This window comes from Pseudoflavitalea rhizosphaerae (assembly GCF_003991355.1).
In the GTDB taxonomy this organism is placed as follows: Bacteria; Bacteroidota; Bacteroidia; order Chitinophagales; family Chitinophagaceae; genus Pseudobacter; species Pseudobacter rhizosphaerae.
Window position 1 is genome coordinate 563,499 of record NZ_RCSU01000003.1, and the last position, 20,662, is coordinate 584,160.

The following is a 20,662-nucleotide window of genomic DNA, read 5'->3' on the forward strand; positions in this document are numbered from 1 at the left end:
GCGGCCGACCAAAGGGCTTTTAGTATAGTCAAAGCAAAAATGATTATCCTCTGCGACGTAAGTTGGGGTGAGGAGCAGGAACTGTAGTAGGTCCTTCTTCACCAGTACCATCGCGCAGGTCAACGGTGTTGCAATCTCCGTTCATTTCACCGTATTTGAAGATAAAGCGGTCAGCACTGATACCTTCTTTTTCAACCAGGTGGTTGATAACGGCGTTCACACGGTCCCAGCTTAATTGTTGTTCAGTTTTGTTGGTAGAGCAGTAGCCTACAACAGCAACTTTACAATCAGAGTGGTCGCGCATTTTCTGAGCTACGCTGGCCAGGAGGGCTTTAGCGTCTTTGCTCAGTACAACAGTTTTGCCTCTGAAAGAGATGCTTGGGAGGTCTCCGATCTGGCAGTCACCACCAGGTTTGTAGTTAGCCAGTTTATCGCGGAGCTCTTTGCAGCACTCAGGCTCTGGGCATTTACCTACACCATCAGCATCAACTGGCTGACATTGTGTGGGGGTAATGAGTTCTTTGTCTTTGTAGTCAGGAACACCGTCACCGTCAGTATCGCGGCTTACACCACGGGTATCAACAGGCGCACCGGCAGGTGTGTTAGGCTCCTGGTCGAATTGGTCAGTAACTCCATCGCCGTCTGCATCATCCAGAACGGGTTTAGGCAGTTTCATGTGACGTGGAGCGTTGAGCTCGTTGTAAGCGTAATCCAGCGGATTCAGCCACCAGAGTGGTTCAACGGATTTGCCACCGATATTGAAGTTCAGACCAATTGAAGCGAAGTTGAACAGATCCTTATCAGGGGTGAGCGCAGCATGCGTAAAATCATTCTCCTGATATTGCTGACCATCGAGCAGGTCGGTTTTAGCAATGGTAACCTTGTCTTCAATGCTGAGGCTAAGTGTTTTGCTCAGTCTGAACTGCATACCACCACCAAAAACGAGTGTAGGTTTGAAAGGCTTGTCGAACAGTTCTGGTCCGTTATCCCTTTCAGCCTGCGTTTCGTAAGAATCATCCATCATGTCTTTCACATCTTTGCGGATGTCTTTCCTGTCCTTGTACTTGAAGTTGTTAAGACCACGGCCTGCTACGTAGGTATTAAAGTCAGCTTCGTAATTACCACTGCTGCCATTCTGAGCATTCACTTTCACATCATAAACAAGACCACCCACACCTACAAAACCGTAAATATTGAATCCGGTTTTCGCTTTGTGAAAGCGGATATTGTTCAATGTGAATACACCTTGCAGACTTCCGTCATACATTGTGGATTTGTAGTTATAGAAAACATATGAGCCCGGAGTGTATCCAGCCCATGCTGGGTTCTTAACCGTTACACGACCAGGCTGCCAGTTCAGACCTCTCGCCTGGTAGTAACCGAAGTCGGCTCTCAGAGAGAAAACATAACCTAAAGCCTTACGAACGTGGAGACCAGCGCCCCAACCCGGCCTGGCGCGAACGTCGCCGGAAATGGTAGCCAAACCGCCTTTCACGCCTATTTCCCATTTATTTCTGGGTTTGGCAGGAAAAGCGTAATTATTTGCCATGAACTCTGTGTGCTGAGGGAGTCTTTTTGAGGGAATTACAGAGGAATCCTGTACGTCATAACTTCCGCCTATCTGGGCAAACGCGCCTGACGTAAGCAGGCATAGTAAGCCAAATAAACCTGTGTACTTTTTGCTTGCCATAACTAAAATTTATGTGAAGGATTAAGAAAACCAATTATCCGAATTAGGTGCAAAAATATTAATTGCAAACTAAATACCAAATTTTTTTAACCAACGTTGCGTGCATTATCTTGCTGTCTTTCACCCTTTAAGAACGCGCGAAAACAGGGCTGTTTTACCGTTAGTAATACACAGTAAAATAGTATGTTTGCCGTTCTTTTTTCCAATCATGAAACTATCACAGGCAATACTACACGATGAACTGGCTGCTTTCGATAAAAAGTTCAGGGAGGCGGTCAAAAGTCAGGTTCCGCTGCTGGATCGCATCATGCGGTTCATCGTGAACCGCAAAGGCAAACAGCTGAGACCGATGTTTGTGCTGCTGTCTGCCAAGCTGAGCGGGCCTGTAAACGAATCCACATACAGGACAGCATCTCTTGTTGAATTGCTGCATACAGCCAGTCTCGTACATGATGATGTAGTGGATGAATCTCCCGAACGAAGGGGATTTTTCTCTACATACGCCCTCTGGAAAAGTAAGGTGTCCGTACTCGTTGGTGATTACCTGCTCGCCAAAGGAATGCTTCTCTCACTCGATAACGACGACTATCGCATTCTGCAGATCCTCTCCCGCGCTGTTAAACAAATGAGCGAAGGAGAATTGCTGCAAATGGAGAAATCCCGCACGCTAAATCTCCGGGAAGATATCTATTTCGAGATAATTACCAATAAAACAGCCTCCCTCCTCGCCTCTGCCTGCTCAGCCGGAGCCTATTCTTCTTCCCAAAATGAAACAATTGCGGAAAAAATGCGGCTTTTTGGTGAAAAAACAGGCATTGCCTTCCAGATCAAGGACGATCTTTTCGACTACGGCAACGAAGCAGTAGGCAAACCCACCGGCAACGATATAAAAGAAAAGAAGCTTACCCTCCCACTGATCTACACCCTCAACAATGCCGATAAAACCACCCGCCGCCGCCTGATCAGTATCATTAAAAACGATAACCGTAATCCACTGAAAGTGCAGGAAGTGATCAATACTGTGAAAGAAGCCGGCGGCATCCAATATGCCGAACAAAAAATGATGCAGTACCGCGACGATGCCCTCGCCATCCTGAATGATTTCGATAACCAGGAAGTCCGCAACGGCCTCGAAGAACTGGTGAGATTTACCACCGACAGAAAATTCTGATCACATTTTCCTATTTTCATACACTACATATACCAACATGCAAAAACGCTGGAACATACTTTCTGTCGAAGACGCAAAACTCACCGCACTCCGGCAGGACCTCAATATTCATCCGGCGCTCCTGCAAATCCTCATCCAGCGTAACATAGATACTTACGAGAAAGCAAAAGCCTTTTTCAACCCGGACCTCGCCAACCTCCACAGCCCCTGGCTGATGAAGGATATGGACAAAGCCGTGGACCGCATCCTCACAGCCTTCAATAACCGCGAAAAGATCCTTGTATTCGGTGATTATGATGTAGACGGCACAACTGCTGTGGCCTGCATGTACAGTTTTCTCAAAACCGTGTATGAACCTTCCAATATTGAGTATTACATTCCCCATCGTTACCGCGAAGGATACGGCGTTTCCAAAGCAGGTATCGACCATGCACATACGACAGGTGCAACGCTCATCATCTCCCTCGACTGTGGCATCAAATCCATCGACCTGGTAGGATATGCTAAAGAGCTCGGGATCGATTTTGTGATCTGCGACCACCATACGCCGGACGCTATCCTGCCTCCGGCCGTTGCCATCCTCAATCCCAAACAAGCTGACTGCAACTATCCGTTCAAAGAACTTTGCGGCTGCGGCGTAGGTTTCAAACTGATAACGGCACTTGCCGGGAAACTGGAGCTCAGCAGCTCCGCCCCGATGGAATACCTCGATCTGCTGGCCACCGCTATCGCAGCAGACATCGTTCCCATGGTAGACGAAAACAGGATACTCGTTTACCACGGTCTGAAAAAAGCCAATGAGGAGCCCAATTTCGGAATCCGTGCCCTCAAGGAACTCGGAGGCGCGCAAAAGGAACTTTATATCAATAACCTGGTATTCATGATCGCACCGCGCGTGAACGCCGCCGGTAGAATGGACGATGGCAGCAAAGCAGTGCAGCTCTTTATCGCCAAACATATCGATGAAGCCAGGCAATACGCAGCCATGCTGCATTCAGATAATTCAGACCGAAAAGAGGCTGATAAGAATATCACAGACGAAGCGCTCGCCATCATCAGCGGAGACAACACTATGGTGAGCAGCAAATCTACCGTCGTATACCAACCGCACTGGCACAAAGGTGTGGTGGGCATCGTGGCTTCCAGGCTCATCGATCACTACTACCGTCCAACCATCGTATTAACACAATCGGGAGAATATATTGCCGGTTCCGCCAGAAGCGTGGCAGGCTTCAACGTTTATGAAGCCATCCACCAGTGCCGCGACCTCCTCCTTGGATATGGCGGACATTTCTACGCAGCTGGCATGACCCTGGAACCCGGCAAGGTGGAGGCTTTCAGGGCAAGATTCGAAGAAGTGGTTTCAGCCTCCATCACGGAAGACATGCTGATCCCCGAAATCAATATAGACTCGGTTGTTACACTAAGCGACCTCAAGCAATCTTTTTTCAATATCATCAAACGCATGGAACCCTTCGGGCCGGAAAACATGCAGCCGCTCCTCATGGTGAGCGGTGTTACCGATTCCGGCTACTCGAAGATCGTGAAGGATGTGCATATCCGTTTTTCAGTAAGGCAGGGCAATATCCTCTTCAACGGGATCGGCTTCAACCTTGCTTCCAAATTCCATTTGTTGCAGAACGGAGAACCAGTGGATATCGTATTCACGCTGGAAGAGAACGAGTGGAATAATGAAAAGCACCTTCAACTGAAGGTGCTTGACTTAAGACGGCACGAAGCCTTATAATTTATTTCTTACCCTTTAATTTTTCAGAAGGTCTACACTTCGGCTAATGAAGCTGGTTAGTTCCGTTCCTTTCAGTAAACCCTGGCTCAATAAAGCGAGATCAGCCAGGTTCCTGGTCATCTTTTCCTGCCTTCCGGCATCGGCTGTAGCCAGTACCTGCTGGTAGATCGGATGATTTCCATTGACCGTCAACGTTACCTCATCAGGCATATTGGCGTAGAAGCTTCCCATCGGTCCGCTCATGGCAGCCATATCCTTCATTCGGCGCATGAACTCAGGCCTTGTGGCCAGTACAGGAGGCGCTTCGGGGCTTAGCCCTTTCAACTCCACTGTTACCTGTAATCCCGGAGGAGTGATGGAGAAAAGATTTTTCAACTTCGTTTGATCATCCTCGTTCAAAACCATTTCTGTATTCTCCTGCTTGTCTATCAGGTTGTCTGTGATGTCTGCATCCACCCGGTTGAAATGAACATCACTCCATTTAGGCTCCATCTGGTTGATGAAGCTGGCATCTATCAAAGTATCCAGTTTCACAACGATGTATCCCTTCGCTTCAGCAGCTTTGATGTAAGCATCCTGCTGCACAGTATCCGTGGTATACAGGATCACCAGCTTTCCATCTTTATTCTTTTGCAGTGTTTCTGCAGCGAGACGGTATTCTTCCAGCGTGTAGAATTTAGTGCCATCGGCAGACTGGAACAAATGGAATTTGTTTGCCTTTTCCAGGAACTTATCGTCCGTCATCATCCCATACTTCACAAACAGTCCGAGACTGTCCCATTTTTCTTCGAATGATGCCCTTTCGTTCCTGAAAATTTCATCGAGCTTGTCCGCTACTTTTTTGGTGATATGATTATTGATCTTCTTTACATTGGGATCACCCTGCAGATAGCTCCTGCTCACATTGAGCGGGATATCCGGAGAATCGATCACGCCCTGCAGCAACATGAGGAACTCAGGTACGATGTCTTTGACCTCATCGGTTACGAAAACCTGGTTGGCGTAGAGCTGGATCTTGTCTTTCTGGATCTCGTAGTTCTGTTTGATTTTGGGGAAATACAGAATACCGGTGAGGTTGAAGGGATAGTCCACATTCAGGTGGATCCAGAACAAAGGCGTTTCATTGTAGGGATAGAGCTCTTTGTAAAAGTTCTGATAATCCTCTGTAGTCAGCTCGGAAGGTTTCTTTACCCAGGCCGGTTGTGTGTTGTTGATAGGTTGCGGTTCCTCTTCTTTTTCTTTTCCGATGAAGAAGATAGGAACAGGAAGGAAACGGCAGAATCTTTTCAGTACTGACTCGATACGCAGCTCATCCAGGAACTCTTTGCTTTCTTCATTAACGTGAAGTACGATGTCTGTGCCTCTTTGTTCTTTTTCTGTTTCCTCCAGCATGTATTCGGGACTGCCATCACATTCCCAGCGAACGGCCTTTGCACCATCGCGGAAACTTTTGGTGAAGATCTCCACTTTATCGCTCACCATAAAAGCGGAATAGAATCCAAGACCGAACTTTCCGATTATATTATTCTCGTTTTGTCCTTTGTATTTGTTCACGAATTCCTCTGCACCGCTGAATGCAACCTGGTTGATGTATTTCTCCACCTCGTCGGCAGTCATACCCAAACCACGGTCGGAGATGGTAATGGTCTTGTTGTCCACATCCAGTTTCACTTCAATTTTCAGTTCTCCCAGTTCGCCTTTGGCTTCTCCGATGGAACTGAGTGTTTTCAGTTTTTGTGTGGCGTCTACAGCATTGCTGATGAGCTCACGAAGGAAAATATCGTGATCACTGTAGAGGAATTTTTTAATGATAGGAAAAATGTTCTCGGTTTGTACCCTGATCGATCCTTTTTGCATTGTACAATTAATTTGCAGGGAAGATACCAAAGATCGCTCCGGGTTTTTGAAATCCGGCGGCAAAACAAACCGCCGCGGGAGAGTTTTTGATCAGCTGTGGAGGGTTGGTTTGGGCGGTGGAATTTCTATCGGGCTTCTTCGCTTTTGTTTTACAGGCCGGAGTTTCAATAACCCTCCGCTGAGGGGCCGCGGGTGCAGCAGTGCCGATAAAATGATGGGAGAAATGGTTGGTTTTTCTATTTTTTCTGAAAATGATGGAATGCCGAATTTTCTTTTGCAGGCCTTTTTTACGGTGACCAGGTGACAGGAATGAGAAAAAAAGGCAGGAGAAATGAGAAATGGGAATCAGGTTGGGCAGCAGGAAGCGGCTGATAAGATAGTGCTACCCGATAAGTTCTTTGTTTTCAGCAAAATACGCCATCCTCGTCTTCTCCAAAACTTTTCTGATCGGGCTTTTGCCACTATGGTGGTAAGTCTGTATCTTTGCAGCCCCTTAACCGGAAGTGGAAACGCAGACGGGGCGGGGAACAGAACAATATTTCTTTATTTCAAAACAAAACAGGGATCATGAACAATTACGAATTGATGGTGATTTTTACCCCTGTGCTTTCTGATGACGACTTCAAAACCGCTCAGAAAAAATACACTGACTTTATCAAAGATAATGGCGGTGTAGTTGTGCACGAAAATCCCTGGGGTCTGAAATCACTGGCGTATCCGATCCAGAAAAAGACCACTGGTCTGTACTGGGTACTGGAATACCAAGCGCCATCCACCTTCAATGAGCAGTTCAAAATTCAGATGCTCCGTGACGAGAACATTCTCCGTCACATGTTCACTGCACTCGATAAATACGCCGTCGAGTACAATGGTAAAAAGAGAAGTGGTGTACCTACAGGAACTGAAAAAGCAATCGAGGGTTAATCATCATGGCAAAAGCAAATGAGATCAAATACCTGACGGCCATTAAAACTGAGAAGCCAAGGAAGAAATTCTGCCGTTTCAAAAAGTATGGTATCAAGTATATCGATTATAAGGACGCAGAGTTCCTGAAAAAATTCCTGAACGAACAAGGTAAGATGCTGCCCCGCCGCATTACCGGTAACTCTCTGAAGTACCAGCGTAAAGTGGCTCAGGCTGTGAAAAAAGCCCGTCAGATGGCTTTGCTGCCTTATGTAACAGACCTTTTAAAATAAGGAGGACACCATGGACATTATACTCATTCAAGACGTAGATAACTTAGGTGCCAAAAACGAGGTTGTAAAAGTTCGCAACGGATACGCCCGTAACTTCCTTATTCCGCAAAAATTTGCGGTAGAGGCTTCTTCATCCAATCTGAAACAACTGGAAGAAAGGATGAAGATCGTTCGCAAGAAGGAAGAAGTGATGCTGGCAGCAATCAAGGAAGTAATCGCCAAACTGAAAGATGGTGTACTGAGGATCGGTGCTAAAACCGGTACCAGTGGCAAGATCTTCGGCAGCGTAACTTCTCTCCAGATCAGCCGCGCTATCCGCGAGCAAAAAGGATATGAGATCGATCGCAAGAAGATCTCTATCGTTGACGAAGTTAAAGAACTGGGCACCTACAAAGCCAATATCGATTTCGGCAACGGTCATGCTACCGAAGTTGAATTCGAAGTTGTAGCTGAGTAATCTCAAAGTCTGCAGATAATTCAAGAGGGTGGAACAACATTTCCACCCTCTTTTTTTGTGGTCATCCGTATTCCTCCATCCGGGCCGGCCGCAAACAGGACCGGCCCATTCCCCGGAACCCGCTCCACACTTAATCCTTTGTATATCGGGTACATATCGTAATTTCTTCAAATGCTTGCCCAATCAGGATTTGACCGAAATTTTATTTGGTAAATCAAATTATTTCTTATCTTCATGTATGGTTAATGAACTTGTTCTCTTGTACTGTAGTGCTTTACCTGTTTTTCCGGTTTCCTCAGTTCATTGAAGCAACTTGCGTCATTATCTGCTTTTTCAGAACATCTAAAATTATTGTTACAATGAACATTTACGTAGGGAACCTTTCCTGGCAAATGACCGATGACGATCTGAGAACCTTATTCGAACAATATGGTTCTGTTACTTCTGCAAAAATCGTAAAGGACAAAGCCAGTGGTCGCAGCAAAGGCTTCGGTTTCGTTGAAATGCCTGAAGACGGCGAAGCTCAGAACGCGCTCACCAGCCTGTACGAATCTGAAGTATTAGGCAGAAAAATCATCGTTAACGAAGCGCAACCCAAACCACAAAATGGTGGCGGTGGCGGAGGCTTCAAGAAGAGAAGCTTCGGCGGCGGCTCCGGTGGTGGCGGCGGCTACAAGAAAGGCGGCTTCAACAGGGGCGGCGGCGGTTACAACAGGGATTTCTAATCAACTCAACTAATCGCTTTTAGTCTATCATAATCCTCTTGTTTACGGACAAGAGGATTTTTTTTGCGCCTGCACCCGGCAATATAACAGCAACGAATAACCGCAGATCAGCGGTCAAATTATACTCCTGTTTTTCTCCTCATTTTTTCTTATATTACTATATGATCCCAGCACCCTATGTTTAATAGTTTTTTAATGCTGTTTTAACCCTCTGATAAGGTTCAGAGGCCATATTACCGCCGCGCCATTATGGGCCGCTGTGAAGCCAGGAAATATATCCACAATTGATGCATTTTTTATCGTTCTCAGGGTGTTAAGGCATGGCTTTTGTCAACTATAACAATGCATCTGCCAATTTCCCTCAGAACCATCCGGCAGGATTTTCCAGATAAGTGCAGAAAGATCAATACAAACCGTAGTAAATCAAAAGGAGGTACTTGTGCTAACTGTTATTGTCCCGGTGTTAAATGAAGAGAATACGATTGCGAATGTGGTCAGGTTCTGCCTCAGTTCCCCTCTTGTGAATGAAGTAATTGTGGTTGACGATAAATCTGAGGACAAAACGACACAAATTGCAAGCGCAGCAGGCGCCAAAGTGATCACCAGCCAGGTGAGAGGGAAAGGTATTTCCATGAAAGATGGTATCGATGCAGCCTCCAATGATATTGTGATCTTCCTGGACGGAGATATCGATCCATATCCGGAAGAAACCATTTCGAAGCTGGCCGACCCACTGGTAAAGGATGAAGTGGATTTCGTGAAAGGAAGTTTCGCACGCAACGCAGGCCGCGTAACAGAGTTGGTGGCTAAACCGCTGCTCAATATCTTCTATCCCGGCCTCTCCCATTTTGAACAACCGCTTAGCGGCATGATCGCCGGTAAAAAATCATTCTTCCAGAAAATAGATCTGCTCAACGATTACGGTGTTGATATCGGCATACTCATCGATATGTACCTGATGAAAGCACGCATCCGCGAAGTGAACATCGGTTATATCGAAAACAAATCAAAGCCCTGGCAGGCACTCGGCAAAATGAGTGGAGAAGTGAGCCGCGCCATCATCACCAAAGCGCAACGCAGGCACCCACAGGAAATCAGTGAGGAAGATATCATGAGTATTGAAGCTGTCAGCGGGGAAATGAACAGAACGCTCCGTGAAAAGCTCAGTGGCTTCCATAAGATGGCCATCTTTGATATGGATGATACCATTCTTCTTGGCCGGACCATCGACGCCTGTGCCCAAAAGTTTGGGTTCACCGCTAAACTTGATGACCTCCGCTCGCAGGAGAAGGACCCCATCATCCTTACCAAGCGCATCGGCCTGCTGTTGAAAGGACGCACTATCGACGATATGCTCAATGTTGTGTCTGAGATTCCTATGGTGCCCGATATCAAAGAAGTGATCGCTGAACTGAAGTCACGTGGTTATATCATCGGCATCATCAGCAACAGCTATACGCTCGTCGCCAATTATGTGAAGCAACAGATCGGCGCTGATTTCACTTATGCCAACCAGCTTGAATTCTTTGAAGGTAAATGCACCGGCGAAGTAAACCTCCCGTCGTACTGGTTCGGATCGCCGGAAAGCATCTGCGGACATGCTTACTGTAAAACGAACGTTCTGCAGCATGTTTGCGATAAATACAGTGTTCAATTGAAAAACTGCATAGTGGTGGGCGATAGCCGGGACGACCGTTGCATGATCGGACATGGTGGCAAGGGCGTTGCATTCCGGACAAAAGATGAGCTGCTCAGGACCATTGCAGGCACCAATATAGAAGAAGAAAGCTTCCAGACATTACTGGAGCTGGCTGTTTAACAACTTACTTAAATTATGAAAAGAACGTCTATGCCAAAAACTCTGTATAATATCCTGGTTCCCGTTGATTTCACGGCAAAGAACAAATGGGCTATCAGCAAGGCCATCGAACTGGCCAATACCTTCCACTGTAACGTACACCTGGTGCACGTTTCGTCGGGAGCCCTGATGCCATTGCTACCGCTGGACATGAGCATGCTGATGCCATCCTATGATGCAGCAGACATGACCAATGCCAGGAAGAAACTGGAAAACCTCCGTGATATTTACAGCAATCATATCTGCGGAGGTGGCAAGCTGGAGATCAGCCTCCTCAAAGGCAATCCCAGTCAGCAACTGGCCGACTATATCCAGAAATTTGAAATGGACCTGGTGGTGGTAGGGCTTGCCCGCTTCAACCTTCTGCATCGTGTGCTGAGCACCGTTAGCATCAGCAGGTTGGCGCACAAAACAAATGTACCGGTGCTCACTATCCGCTCCAGTGGACTGGTTAGTCATTTCAAGAAGATCGTGTTGCCACTGACAGACAATCTGCCGTTGCACCGTATCAAATTTGCCACCATGCTGGCGCGCACTTTCAAATCCACTGTATACCTGGTAAGCCTCCGTGATGAGCAGAAAGAACAGAACGCTGCCAAGAGCATCATGGATACCACCCTGGAAGTGATCCAGAGCCTCAGTACCATTCCTGTACAATGTTTCCTGCTGGAAGGAAAGAATCTCGCAAAGAGTACACTGGAATTCTCCAAACGCATCAATGCTGACCTGATCATGGCCAACCCGCTGAAAGAATTCCATATGCCGGGCTGGTGGAACAGGATCACCAGAAAACTATTATCATATGGCTCCAGGATCCCCGTGATCACAGACAGCCGCAACAATAATGAAACGATCTCAGCATCTTAATTTTTAAGTAGTTGTTTTTAGGGTTATGCCTCCTCTGTCCAGGGGAGGCTTTTTAGTCCCTAACGGCCATCGCTACACGGTAAAACTCATATCCGCGCTCGGGCCTTTCAGGCATATAATCTTCCCTGTATTCAACTGCGCCTTTATCGGCTTCCAGGGTACAATTGAATTTCTTACAATAATCTTTCAACTCTTCCGGATCGAAACCGAAAGTCCAGGTCTCTTCCAGCTCAGCCAGGTCATTCAAGAGTTTTTGTGCGCCGAAGAAAGAACCGGGATCATCAAAAACCTGCTGGTGAACATATGTGAAGATGAGGCAGGAGCCGGACGCGAACTGGCTGAAGAATTTGAAAGTATTGTCTACTGCCTGATCGGAAAGATAATTGGTAACACCTTCCCAAATGAAAGCTGTAGGAATGCTCATATCGATATGCCTTGTTTGCGCAAGGTCATCCAGGCTTTGTTCATTGAAATCGATCTGGTAGAAACGGACATTTGCAGGCAGCTTCCCCATTTCACTTTGCAAGGCGCCCAGTTTTCTTTTTGCTGTATTGGGATGGTCTATCTCTATAACGGGAATATCCTGTAAATAATCCAGTCTGAGCGCCCTTGTATCGTAACCGGCGCCTAAAATTATGACCTGCTGAACACCCTTGTTGATACTGGCTTTCAGCAGGTCATCGATATATCTTGTTCTCGCTACGCCGGAAGTAAATCCGCCCGGCAACTCCTTGTGGATCTTCCACCGGAGATATTTTCTCACCAACGGGACGGGCGAATAACGCACGGCCCGTTTCAGTTTATTATCGAGAAAAAAAACAGCATAGGGATCGTAGAAAAGGCGCTTACCTTCCGGTCTCGTTGATTCGAGTGCTCTGAAGAAAGCCATATATAGGGCGGTGCGGCTGGCCTTGTCTACTTTCATGTGTTTCGATTATTAACAGTAAAATAATCATTCCACATAAGAACGCCAAAACGGACTATTGCAGTTGTAACAGTTTGTGGCCAGTCGCTCGCCTCTGGCGAGTGACCAGTATTGGTTCGCCTCCGGCGAACACCGCGTCGCCGGAGGCGACTAAATAAAAGTCACTCGCCAGAGGCGAGCGACTGCCAGCTCTCTGACCTTTTTGGCCACATGCCGTTACAACTGCTTTATTTTGATGCTTCGGAAGCTCACCGAATCGCCATGGTCCTGCAACAGGATATGGCCTTTGGGCGCTTCTCCGAAATTAGGCCACACTTTGTATTTGCTTTTTGCAACCAGCTCCCTGTACGCCTGTGACCCGCGATCATATTCCAGTACCTTCACTCCATTCAGATAATGCTCTACATGATTATTAGGATACACTACCAGCCTGGCTGTATTCCAGTTGCCCGGCTGCCTGATGAAGCGGGATGTTTTCTCTGCCCTGATCAGGTCATAGAGAGAAGCCAGTGTTCGGTTGCCGTTGAGTCCAAGTTTTGCATCGGGATGAAGCGTATCATCCAGTAACTGGTATTCAAGCCCGATAGCAGAACCTTTGCTGTCTTCCTTCAGGGTAACAAAATATTTCACGCCGGAATTGGCGCCGGGCGTGAGTTTGAAGTCCCAGGAGAGATCGAATGCAGCGTACTCGTCAAGCGTAACGATATCGCCACCATTGGTGGATTCCTTTCCATCAGAGCCCAATACATTCAGCAAGCCATCCTTAACTTCCCATCCCTTTTCCGGGAAAGTCTTGCCTTTGGCGCTTCTCCAGCCACTGGTGGATGTTCCGTCGAAGAGCAGCTTCCAGCCATTCTTCTTTTCATAGGCGGATAAATTGTTGGGGATCGCATTGTAAACGTATACGCCTTTACCGAATGCTTCGGGCTTGAGGTTGGAGGTTTTGATACGGATATTCTTCCACCAGATCTTCTTGCCTTCCTGCTCGGGTTTGTTGATGCTGTGCACCTGCAGTGCGATGAACCCTGCAGCGTCCATAGTGTCTACCACATAAGCGCAGGGCACGCCATTGATCCATGTTTTCAGATGATGACCTATCGCTTCTATTTTTACATGATTCCATTCTCCGTTCTTCCAGGCATCCTGTGCATTTTTATTGAGCGATAATGCGTAGAGCCATTCCCTTCTTCCTTCATCATAAATTCCTCCGGTCCATTTGCGCGGGGAAGGATCGATGTCCAGTTGATAACCGAACACGCGGCCTGCACCATTATTGCCTGCCGGGTTGATATGGCTGCGGAACTGAACCCCGGAATTGGAAGTGATGTCTTCCATTTTCATATCGCATTCCAGGATAAAGTCTCCATACTCTTTTTCTGTCATCAGGAATGTATTGGGCGACTTCCCCACAGTAGTTCCCACCAGCATTCCATTTTCCACCTGGTAATTGGCTTTGCCGAGCTTCTTCCATCCATTGAGCGTTTTTCCGTCGAAAAGGCTGGTCCAGCCTTTTTCGGACGGCTGCGCAAATACAGCGGGAACGGCCATTGTAGCAAGTATGAATCCAATGATCTTTCTCATGATAAAAGCAGGATTATTTTGAAAAGTTATAAGAAGGTTTCCATTGCTGAAGAGTATGCGTATAAGCGGCAGCGTTAGCAAGGTGAACACATACGGCAGTAGTGGCCCCGGTGATCACATTGGATGCAGGAAACTTTTTCTCGGTGATGCATGAATGGAAATCTGTCAGTGCATACCAGGTGCCATCTTTTCCTTTTTCTTTGAGGATAGGGATACCGCCATCTTTATTCCATTCTATTTTTGTGGCGCCGCTAACGCCGTCCACTACCTGCAATTCCTTGCGCATGGCGGGTTCGGGATAGAACACGCCTTCATTCACCAGTAGCGCCACAGTGCCTTTGGTGCCTTTGATCTTGAAGATGTATCCTTCGCGTGAATTACCGCAAGTGGCGCCGAAGTTGCCGATCATATTCTCTTTGTTGTAACGGAGTACCACCTGTACATTGTCGAAAGTTTCCCTTCCGTCTTTGTAGAAATCGATACCTCCTGTACCGAGTACTTCATCGGGATGTGTATCGAAAGCCCAGTTGATGAAATCGATCTGGTGCGAAAGCAGTTCTGCCACCAGTCCACCGGAATAGGCTTTGTACATCCGCCAGTTCACCTGCTTGTCTGTATATCCCTGGGGAACAGTCCTTCGCCAGTTCCAGTTGCGGTCCCAACGGCAATCTATATGCGTTACTTTTCCGAGATATCCTTTTTCGATCATCTCCTTCACTTTGAAATAGAGCGGCACATAACGATACTGATGCCCTACCTGTAGAACCTGCGCGGGATGCTGCTTTGCGAGCTGCACCAATTTGGATGCTTCGGGGATATTGTAGGTCATGGTCTTTTCCAGGAAAACATGTTTCCCTGCTGCGAGTGCATCTGCCGCAATGGCGTAATGCGTATTCAGTGGCGTGGCGATGATCACTGCATCCAGGTTTTTATCTACCAGCAGCTTGCGATGGTCTTTGTACCCTTTTACATTTTGATCATTTGTTGCTTTCAGCATTTCCCGGAGGCGGAAATCCAGTACATCACATACAGCGGTAACCTTGAATGATTCAGGGAGCTCCTGCATGATGCTGAGGATGCCCCGGCCTCTGTCGCCACATCCGATAAAACCGATATTGATCGTTTGCCGGAATTTGCTGCCGAATGCAGCCATGAGTTGCTGATGAAGCAAGAGGCCGCCAGTCAATACGCCGGCCTGCTGAAGAAATTTCCGTCTGCTCATAGTCAGTGTTTCAGAACCTTTTAAAAATTGCCGGTATCACGGGGCCGGTATTACTCAACAGACATAAATTTATCGAAAAATGTACTGGCAGTATCTGCAATCCGTCCATCTTTTCCCCGGTAAATGAAATAAGCCGCCAGTTCAGGATGTTGTTGCAGGAACTGTAAAGCTTTTTCAAGTCCCATCGCCATCAGGGCATTGTCGTAAGCATCTGCAGTGGTGGCATCGGAAGCCCAAACGGTAACACTGACCAGTTCATTCCTGGCGGGAAACCCGTTCCTGGCATCGATGATATGCGAAACCTTCTGCCCACCGCTCTCAAAGAATTTCCTGTAGCTTCCGGAAGTGGTTACGGCGCCATCGGCCGGACAGATGATCCTTTGCATCAGTGAAGGCTCAAACTCGTTCTCAGCCGGCGCTTCAATCCCGATGCGCATTGGTTTGGCGCCTGGATATTTCAATCCTTTCAATCTTAGTTCCCCTCCGATCTCGATCATATAATCCGCAATGCCTCTGGTTTCTACATATCCGGCCAGCACATCCACACTGTATCCCTGGGCAATACCATTCACATCAATTGACACACAGGGCTTTCGTTTGATCAGCGTGGATCCCTGAAGGGATAAATATCGCATATCCACACATTGCATGAGATTAGAAATAGTAAGCGTATCTGGCATTTTAGTAAGCTTGATTGGGCCAAATCCCCAGGCCTGTGTAACGGGCTGGATGGTTATATCGAAAATGCCATCTGTGTTTTGAAACGCAGAGAAAGAGGCGCTCACCACGTTGGCCAGGTGCTCATCTATCTCCATACTGTGTTCACATTGATTGAACCGGCTGATGAGGGACCAGGGTTTGTAGATCGAAAGGGAGCTGTCGAGTCTTGTGAGGATGCTGTCGATGGCCGATTGTGCAATGATGCTGTCTGTTGCATAGTAAGTGATATGCCAGCTTGTGCCCTGGGCGAAGCCGCTCAGGCGCCAGGCTTGTTTTTGCCGTGGCTTGCTGCCGGCGAGGCAGCTGAAGATCAGTAAGAGGATGATTATCGGCCGCATTACAACAAATATAACCCTGTTGTAAGGTGTACTGCTAAGAAAGCCTGAAGAATTTACTCAGGGAGCAGTCGCTCGCCTCAGGCGAGTGACTGTTATTGGTTCGCCTCCGGCGAACACCGCGTCGCCGGAGGCGACTAAACATAAGTCACTCGCCAGAGGCGAGCGACTGCCGGCCGNTAAGTCACTCGCCAGAGGCGAGCGACTGCCGGCCGCAAAAGAAAAGGGTTGACCAGTTAGTGGTCAACCCTTTATAACGTAATGCAATAACCGATAATTTACAATTTCTTAGAATGCCCAGCCAATGCTGAGTCCAAGGCCTCTGATGCCGGCAAATGGGCCATCGAGTTTTCCTTTCACGCCATTGTTGTCAACTTTGGCTTCAAGGACCTTCTTTCCATCGAACTTGGGAGCGATATCATTGATATCGCTTTCCATATCAGCTTTCTCCTGGTCAGTCATTGTGGAGAGATCGCTGATGCCATCAATATTGCCGGACATTTTTCCGTAGTGTGCGCCGATGATGTAAATATCAACTACCATATTCTTGAAGAGATTGAATTGGCCACCCAGCAACAGGCCACCACCAAATCCGGTAGGCTTTCCCTTGATCACCATATCGTATTCTTTTCCATTGGTGGTAAAACTGTAATCATAATCGAGATCATAGATCCCGTAGCGGCCATAGAGCTCTGCGTAGAATCCTTTGGCGCCGGAGCGTGAACCGGTATAGAAACGGATGCCGGCTGTGAAAGTGGTGTTGGAAGCTGCGAGTGGCTTGATATCTTCGTTATCTTCTTCATCCAGCTGGTCCAGTATCTGTTTGCCGAGCATGGTTTCCGTCAGCTTTGTTTTGGGCATATAACGTACGCCAACAGTTGCTGCGATCTTGCGTGTGAGCATACGCTCGTAATACAGAGAATAGTTGTTCAGGGTAAGGGAAGACAAATTGATCTTTACTGTGTTCTTTTTGTACCAAATGAAACTGGAGCCTTTTGATGTGGATGTTGGGGACACAGCGGTATCTGCGGCAGCGGTTTCAGATTGTGCGAAAGTGGAAACAGACAGGCAAAGACCTGCGAAGAGGGTAAAAATGAATTTCATTTCAGGTTTTTTGGGGTCTATAACAAATTCGGTTAAGCGCCGCCAAGATACGGCAAACCCCTTAACGTAAAAAGTTTGAAGAAAGTATTATTCCCCGGGAATTTACTGTGGAAGATAGCCGGTAAATACCCAGTCTCCATCAATCAGATCACATTGGTACTTTTCCATCGACATGAGTGAAGCGAGTATTTCCTTTTGTGGAAAGAAGTTGATATGCTCATCGAGTGTATAATAGAAGTAGCGCTGCTTTGGCGTGATCACGATGATCTTATTTCGTGCCACTCTTTTCAATTCTTTCACCAGTTCATGTGCATTGTAGATATGTTCGATAGTATGTGTACAAACAACAAGGTCGTATGACTGATCAGGAAATGGAAGACTCCGCGCATCGGTTTGGGTGAAAGGTAATGTCATGGCAGGTTGGGCTACAAAGTCGGCGCCATGCAAATTCAATTGAGGATGATGCTGATGGATCATCTGCAGTAAAAATCCTTTGCCACAGCCCACGTCCAGTACCGAGCTGATGTCTTTACTGCAATGCTGAAGGATATGCTTCAAACCTCCTTCGGAAATATCTGTTTTCCTGTTGGTGGAAATGGAATTGATGTTTGAATAGAATTGCTGCAGTTGTTCAGGGCTCCACTCGAAATAATGTTTTTTGAAATCCATCGCGGTTGCGATATTCTTTCCCCGATAAGCAAAATAATAGAATGGATACATGAACCATCTCCTGTCTCTTATGAGCGGAGGAATGCATTCATCCATGATGAAGCGGATGCGGTTGGTCCATTTCCTATTCATTGATCCTGTATTTTCCTTTGGCGTGATTGAGTTTTATTTTGATCAGGCTGAGCATCATACCCAGTCCATCTTTCAGCACATTCACCGAACTTCCGTCCTGTTCGTATACATGCACCGGTAATCGGCCGATGGTGAATTGATTATGCGTGGCTATGAACAGCGCTTCCACATCGAAGGAGAATCTTGAGAAGGTTACCTTGCTGAAGATCGCTTTACCGGCGTCAGACCGGAAGCCTTTGATGCCACACTGGCTATCGCTGATGCCTTTCAGGTAGAACTTCCTGATGATAGCGCTTAGTATGCGGCTGCCAGCTTTTCTCAATACAACAGATTCTTTTACATAACTTGATCCGGGCAGGGTTCTGTCGCCGATCACCACATCATTTTCCCGGAGACACTGGTACATGGTTTCAATGATGGAAAGATCGAATGGGAAATCGCCGTCCATGAAAATGATCAGGTTGCCGGTGGCAGCGAGTACGCCTCTTTTGACGGATTTTCCTTTGCCGGCATTAACCTCATTGCGCAGGCAGATGCATTGATGCTGTACAGCGATTGCCTGCACTTCTTCTTTAGCTGCTGAGCCATCATCGATGATGATGATTTCGTATGTGCATTGCATTTGGTCCAACCGGGATTTCAGTTTTTCCAGCCCTTCACTCAGCTGCAGTATCCGGTTGTAAACAGGCAATACAATACTCAACATCATATTCTGACAGGATATTATTTTACTGGTTGGCTATTCGGTAAGATATTGGTTAGTCCCCATCTTGCATACCTTGCGGTATCGGTAGCAATGCTGTCGATACCATAATACTCTGCATAAAAATAGGCATCTTCTTTAGAATATGGTTCATCCTTGAAATAGGCAAATGAGGGAGGGAAAGGGAATTCTTCTTTTACAAATCTGCTCTTTCCCCTGAACCTCCGCTGCAGTTCCTTCTCTACTTCCTGCTGGTAAGGCGGAATGTATGCCGTATTGCGTCCGCTATCCTTTGCATCGCGGATGAGCTTCACCCGCTGCTTTAAAACAATCTGGTGCGTGGGTAGGGTAATGATATTGCTGATGAGTTGCAAGAAATAATCCGATCCCAGCAAGCCCAGGATAAACAAAGCGTAAAAGCACAGCTTTGCTTTGTTGTGGTGAAGTTGAAGCCAGCTGAGCAGTGTGCTGAAACGGTATGCATTCATGATGATGATCCACCAGCAACCTAACAGGCTGATACAAACGAGAATATTGGTGGCTCTTGGTGGCACCACATTATTGGCGAGTTGTCTGATCACCAGATCAAATCCAAAAATCAATGCGAAAAGTATCAGTATTTCCAGGAGCCAATTGCTTTTCTTTTTGCTAAAGTATGCAGTGAGCTCAGGTCTGATAAATGAAGCTGCCACTATCACACCTGCGCAACTGATATAGAATAGCGGGTTGGAAAAGAGTAGCAGGCAAAACTTGAAAGTTCTGAACACAGAGCCTGTAACAGATGCGAATATGGATTGAGCGGCTTCATAATGGTTGGTACGTGTACCATTGCCCGGCATGGAGAGAACAATGATGGCCATCAGTATGGCGCTTGCTATGATCAGGAACATGGGAGCAGTGACCTTTTGCTTCATGCTTACCATCACTGCCGTATTAAGGAAAGGAATGACAAACACGAAATACATCATTACTTCATTGGAGCCTCCCAGCAGCAGGCCAAGAAGGGATAGCACGATTGCATATTTCCATTTTTTCTCTTTTGTGAAAAATGAACACCAGGCAGCCAGGTAAAGGAGGAAGATACAGAAAGGGAAAAGATAAGTGATGCTGGTAGCGAACCAGTAATAATATGAAGCAACTTCGGGAATCACAGCCAGGAAAGTGAAGCTTACGATTGCCGAAAAGAGCAGCAGTTGGCGGCTGTGCGGGGTTCCTGTAAACAGGTTGCTGCTGATAATATGCAAGGACCAATAGATAGCAAGGATGGAGAAGAGGATAAAGAAGATCAGCAGGTATGGATAGAGCGCAACAAAATTGCCGGATGCGGCGATCAGCAGGAAGAACGGGATGGTGGAATAACGGCCGTTACATTCGGTGAGGTACCAGTGGATGCTGCCGAGCTGGCCAAATTCTTTTTTCAGGTAAGCCGGCACATAATCATCAAATGAGAGGGATTGAAAGAAACAGAGGGCGATCATTGCAAGGATGAGTAGGGTCAGGATCCATCCTAACGACAGCGTCAATTTTTTCATGGAGGCGATGATATAGATTTTGCGGATCTGGTAATGAGGTGGTGCGTGCTAAAGATAACCAGAAAGAGAGATATGTGTGGCAGTAAAACTTGTAAAAACGACAAAAGCCTTGCAAAACAGATTGCAAGGCTTTTGATAATAAATATGGCAGCTACCTACTCTCCCGCATTG

Annotated in this window: 18 protein-coding genes; 8 read left to right on the plus strand and 10 right to left on the minus strand. The window is 47.0% G+C overall.

Annotation, left to right across the window (positions count from 1 at the left end; translation table 11 throughout):
* Positions 1-43: 43 nt before the first annotated feature.
* The gene (locus D9Y29_RS08035; RefSeq protein WP_241237875.1) at positions 44-1,549 is read right to left on the minus strand and encodes an OmpA family protein; all 1,506 of its coding nucleotides are present in this window, start codon (positions 1,547-1,549) and stop codon (positions 44-46) included.
* A 349-nt stretch (positions 1,550-1,898) separates the two neighbouring features.
* Between D9Y29_RS08035 and D9Y29_RS08040 the strand changes: the two genes are divergently transcribed.
* Positions 1,899-2,861 carry a polyprenyl synthetase family protein gene (locus tag D9Y29_RS08040; protein ID WP_127126800.1) on the plus strand — a complete coding sequence of 321 codons (963 nt, stop codon included), beginning with the start codon at positions 1,899-1,901 and terminating at the stop codon, positions 2,859-2,861.
* Between the two features lie 37 nt (positions 2,862-2,898).
* Positions 2,899-4,608 carry a single-stranded-DNA-specific exonuclease RecJ gene (recJ, locus tag D9Y29_RS08045; protein ID WP_127126802.1) on the plus strand — a complete coding sequence of 570 codons (1,710 nt, stop codon included), beginning with the start codon at positions 2,899-2,901 and terminating at the stop codon, positions 4,606-4,608.
* Between the two features lie 15 nt (positions 4,609-4,623).
* On the opposite strand, the gene htpG is transcribed toward recJ, so the two are convergent.
* Complete coding sequence (gene htpG, locus D9Y29_RS08050; RefSeq protein WP_127126804.1) at positions 4,624-6,465, minus strand: molecular chaperone HtpG; 1,842 nt, start codon at positions 6,463-6,465, stop codon at positions 4,624-4,626.
* Between the two features lie 567 nt (positions 6,466-7,032).
* On the opposite strand from htpG, the gene rpsF reads away from it, so the two are divergent.
* The 6 genes from rpsF (at position 7,033) to D9Y29_RS08080 (ending at position 11,568) form a co-directional block, all read left to right on the plus strand.
* Positions 7,033-7,389 (plus strand): 30S ribosomal protein S6, encoded by a 357-nt coding sequence (gene rpsF / locus D9Y29_RS08055; protein ID WP_127126806.1) that lies wholly within the window; start codon positions 7,033-7,035, stop codon positions 7,387-7,389.
* Positions 7,390-7,394: 5 nt separating this feature from the next.
* Positions 7,395-7,661, plus strand: a complete 267-nt coding sequence (gene rpsR / locus D9Y29_RS08060) for a 30S ribosomal protein S18 (protein ID WP_127126808.1) — start codon at positions 7,395-7,397, stop codon at positions 7,659-7,661.
* A gap of 10 nt (positions 7,662-7,671) precedes the next feature.
* Entirely contained in the window at positions 7,672-8,118 is a 447-nt protein-coding gene (gene rplI, locus D9Y29_RS08065; RefSeq protein WP_127126810.1) for a 50S ribosomal protein L9, read from the plus strand.
* A 359-nt stretch (positions 8,119-8,477) separates the two neighbouring features.
* Positions 8,478-8,843 (plus strand): RNA recognition motif domain-containing protein, encoded by a 366-nt coding sequence (locus tag D9Y29_RS08070; protein ID WP_127126812.1) that lies wholly within the window; start codon positions 8,478-8,480, stop codon positions 8,841-8,843.
* A gap of 439 nt (positions 8,844-9,282) precedes the next feature.
* Positions 9,283-10,662 (plus strand): HAD-IB family phosphatase, encoded by a 1,380-nt coding sequence (locus tag D9Y29_RS08075; RefSeq protein WP_127126814.1) that lies wholly within the window; start codon positions 9,283-9,285, stop codon positions 10,660-10,662.
* 30 nt (positions 10,663-10,692) lie between these two features.
* Positions 10,693-11,568, plus strand: coding sequence for a universal stress protein (locus D9Y29_RS08080; protein WP_164735310.1), 876 nt, complete (start codon positions 10,693-10,695; stop codon positions 11,566-11,568).
* 52 nt (positions 11,569-11,620) lie between these two features.
* Here D9Y29_RS08080 and D9Y29_RS08085 read toward each other — a convergent pair whose 3' ends face one another.
* The 8 genes from D9Y29_RS08085 to D9Y29_RS08120 all read right to left on the minus strand — a co-directional run bounded on the left by D9Y29_RS08085 (position 11,621) and on the right by D9Y29_RS08120 (position 20,491).
* Positions 11,621-12,493 carry a class I SAM-dependent methyltransferase gene (locus tag D9Y29_RS08085; RefSeq protein ID WP_127126818.1) on the minus strand — a complete coding sequence of 291 codons (873 nt, stop codon included), beginning with the start codon at positions 12,491-12,493 and terminating at the stop codon, positions 11,621-11,623.
* 216 nt (positions 12,494-12,709) lie between these two features.
* Complete coding sequence (locus D9Y29_RS08090; RefSeq protein WP_127126820.1) at positions 12,710-14,074, minus strand: 3-keto-disaccharide hydrolase; 1,365 nt, start codon at positions 14,072-14,074, stop codon at positions 12,710-12,712.
* Between the two features lie 13 nt (positions 14,075-14,087).
* Positions 14,088-15,296 carry a Gfo/Idh/MocA family protein gene (locus D9Y29_RS08095; protein ID WP_127126822.1) on the minus strand — a complete coding sequence of 403 codons (1,209 nt, stop codon included), beginning with the start codon at positions 15,294-15,296 and terminating at the stop codon, positions 14,088-14,090.
* Between the two features lie 50 nt (positions 15,297-15,346).
* On the minus strand, positions 15,347-16,354 hold the full coding sequence (locus D9Y29_RS08100; protein WP_127126824.1) for an FAD:protein FMN transferase: 1,008 nt from the start codon (positions 16,352-16,354) through the stop codon (positions 15,347-15,349).
* 285 nt (positions 16,355-16,639) lie between these two features.
* Positions 16,640-17,455, minus strand: coding sequence for a DUF3575 domain-containing protein (locus D9Y29_RS08105; protein ID WP_127126825.1), 816 nt, complete (start codon positions 17,453-17,455; stop codon positions 16,640-16,642).
* Between the two features lie 102 nt (positions 17,456-17,557).
* Positions 17,558-18,256 carry a class I SAM-dependent methyltransferase gene (locus D9Y29_RS08110; RefSeq protein ID WP_127126827.1) on the minus strand — a complete coding sequence of 233 codons (699 nt, stop codon included), beginning with the start codon at positions 18,254-18,256 and terminating at the stop codon, positions 17,558-17,560.
* Positions 18,249-18,965, minus strand: a complete 717-nt coding sequence (locus D9Y29_RS08115) for a glycosyltransferase (RefSeq protein WP_127126829.1) — start codon at positions 18,963-18,965, stop codon at positions 18,249-18,251. Before D9Y29_RS08115 ends, D9Y29_RS08110 begins: the two co-directional genes overlap by 8 nt.
* 14 nt (positions 18,966-18,979) lie before the next feature.
* Complete coding sequence (locus D9Y29_RS08120; protein ID WP_127126831.1) at positions 18,980-20,491, minus strand: DUF6056 family protein; 1,512 nt, start codon at positions 20,489-20,491, stop codon at positions 18,980-18,982.
* Positions 20,492-20,662 lie beyond the last annotated feature (171 nt).

Coding starts and splice junctions, on each gene's coding strand:
- D9Y29_RS08035 (WP_241237875.1), bottom strand. CDS start 1,549: ATGGCAAATAATTACGCTTTTCCTGCCAAACCCAGAAATAAATGGGAA.
- D9Y29_RS08040 (WP_127126800.1), top strand. CDS start 1,899: ATGAAACTATCACAGGCAATACTACACGATGAACTGGCTGCTTTCGAT.
- recJ (WP_127126802.1), top strand. CDS start 2,899: ATGCAAAAACGCTGGAACATACTTTCTGTCGAAGACGCAAAACTCACC.
- htpG (WP_127126804.1), bottom strand. CDS start 6,465: ATGCAAAAAGGATCGATCAGGGTACAAACCGAGAACATTTTTCCTATC.
- rpsF (WP_127126806.1), top strand. CDS start 7,033: ATGAACAATTACGAATTGATGGTGATTTTTACCCCTGTGCTTTCTGAT.
- rpsR (WP_127126808.1), top strand. CDS start 7,395: ATGGCAAAAGCAAATGAGATCAAATACCTGACGGCCATTAAAACTGAG.
- rplI (WP_127126810.1), top strand. CDS start 7,672: ATGGACATTATACTCATTCAAGACGTAGATAACTTAGGTGCCAAAAAC.
- D9Y29_RS08070 (WP_127126812.1), top strand. CDS start 8,478: ATGAACATTTACGTAGGGAACCTTTCCTGGCAAATGACCGATGACGAT.
- D9Y29_RS08080 (WP_164735310.1), top strand. CDS start 10,693: ATGCCAAAAACTCTGTATAATATCCTGGTTCCCGTTGATTTCACGGCA.
- D9Y29_RS08085 (WP_127126818.1), bottom strand. CDS start 12,493: ATGAAAGTAGACAAGGCCAGCCGCACCGCCCTATATATGGCTTTCTTC.
- D9Y29_RS08090 (WP_127126820.1), bottom strand. CDS start 14,074: ATGAGAAAGATCATTGGATTCATACTTGCTACAATGGCCGTTCCCGCT.
- D9Y29_RS08095 (WP_127126822.1), bottom strand. CDS start 15,296: ATGAGCAGACGGAAATTTCTTCAGCAGGCCGGCGTATTGACTGGCGGC.
- D9Y29_RS08100 (WP_127126824.1), bottom strand. CDS start 16,354: ATGCGGCCGATAATCATCCTCTTACTGATCTTCAGCTGCCTCGCCGGC.
- D9Y29_RS08105 (WP_127126825.1), bottom strand. CDS start 17,455: ATGAAATTCATTTTTACCCTCTTCGCAGGTCTTTGCCTGTCTGTTTCC.
- D9Y29_RS08110 (WP_127126827.1), bottom strand. CDS start 18,256: ATGAATAGGAAATGGACCAACCGCATCCGCTTCATCATGGATGAATGC.
- D9Y29_RS08115 (WP_127126829.1), bottom strand. CDS start 18,965: ATGATGTTGAGTATTGTATTGCCTGTTTACAACCGGATACTGCAGCTG.
- D9Y29_RS08120 (WP_127126831.1), bottom strand. CDS start 20,491: ATGAAAAAATTGACGCTGTCGTTAGGATGGATCCTGACCCTACTCATC.